The 1,308-nt window shown below is 72.7% G+C and carries 1 protein-coding gene; it reads left to right on the top strand.

All coding sequences use genetic code 11. The annotated features are described in order from the left end of the window. On the top strand, nucleotides 1–1,130 hold a 1,130-nt coding region (locus ACSNOH_RS34795), incomplete at its 5' end, for a M64 family metallopeptidase (protein WP_436725445.1). Nucleotides 1,131–1,308: the final 178 nt, after the last annotated feature.

Genomic DNA, 1,308 nt, shown 5'->3' with positions numbered 1-1,308 from the left:
CCGCATCCCCCGCCCTGCCCCGGCCGCTGCTCCCCTCCGCGAAGGGCGACGGCGACGTCACCCCCGTCGTCACCAACGGCCCGGTCGGCTCCAAGCTCGACGTCGTCTTCATCGGCGACGGCTACACCGCGGGCCAGCAGGGCGACTTCCACGCCGCGGTGCGCGCCAAGTGGGCGAACATGTCGGCCGTCGAGCCGTACGCGTCCTACAAGAACCTCTTCAACGTGTGGGCCGTCGACGCGGTCTCGCGCGAGTCCGGCGTCACCAACGACCCCGCCAAGGGCGTCACGAAGGACACGGCCCTGCGCTCGTACTTCTTCTGCGACGACATCGAGCGGCTGCTGTGCGTCGACACCGCGCGCGTCGAGTCGTACGCGGCGAAGGCCCCGGCAGCGGACCTCGTGGTCGTCCTCTCCAACTCCGCCAAGTACGGCGGCGCCGGCTACAACGACATCGTCTCGCAGGCCGGCTACGACGGCGTCGCCACGGCCTCGGCCGGCCACCCCAAGTCCGACCAGGTGGCCGTCCACGAGACCGGGCACTCGCTCGGCAAGCTCGCCGACGAGTACCAGTACGACGAGTACGGCACGTACACCGGCGCCGAGCCGCGCGACGTCAACATCAGCACGCTGGACGCGCGGCAGCAGGGCGAGCAGCGGCAGAAGTGGTACCGCTGGATCGGCCGGACCTCGCCGGACGGCGGCACCGTCGGCTCCTACGAGGGCGGCGGCTACTACCCCAAGGGCCTCTACCGCCCCACCGAGAACTCGCTCATGCGCACGCTGGGCCACGAGTTCAACCTGCCGGGGCGCGAGGCGATGATCGCGGGCTTCTACCGCCACGCGAGCGTGCTGAGCAGCGACAGCGGCCCGTACGGGACGGTCTCGCGGCGCGAGCGGGTCACCGTCCGGCTCGCGGCGCCGACCGTCACCCTGCGCTGGTACGTGGACGGGCTGGAGGTCGTGCCCGCGCGCGGCCGGACCGAGGTCGTCCCGCGCGCACTCGGCGTACCGGCGGACGGCCGCCCGCACACGCTGACGGCCCGGGCGGTGGACCGCACGGACGCGGTCCTCGACCCGGAGCTGAGGGGAAGACTGAAGGGGCAGCTGGTGTGGAGGGTGACGCGCTGAGCGCCCCTTAGGGGCGCGGGGAACTGCGCGACCAGCCACATACGGCCCGCAGCCGAATCGGCAAGGCGACGCGGTGTCAGGCCGCGTCCAGGAAGGGCGCGTCGCCATAAGCCCGCGCGAGGCGCTCGTAACCGCGGTCAAGGGCGGCGGTAGCCGCACCCCGTACGTCCCCCGCCCC

The sequence above is a fragment of the Streptomyces sp. URMC 127 genome, from assembly GCF_051386535.1.
Lineage (GTDB): Bacteria > Actinomycetota > Actinomycetes > Streptomycetales > Streptomycetaceae > Streptomyces.
The sequence above is the reverse complement of the archived record's forward strand: the minus strand, read 5'-3'. Positions and strand labels throughout refer to the sequence as shown.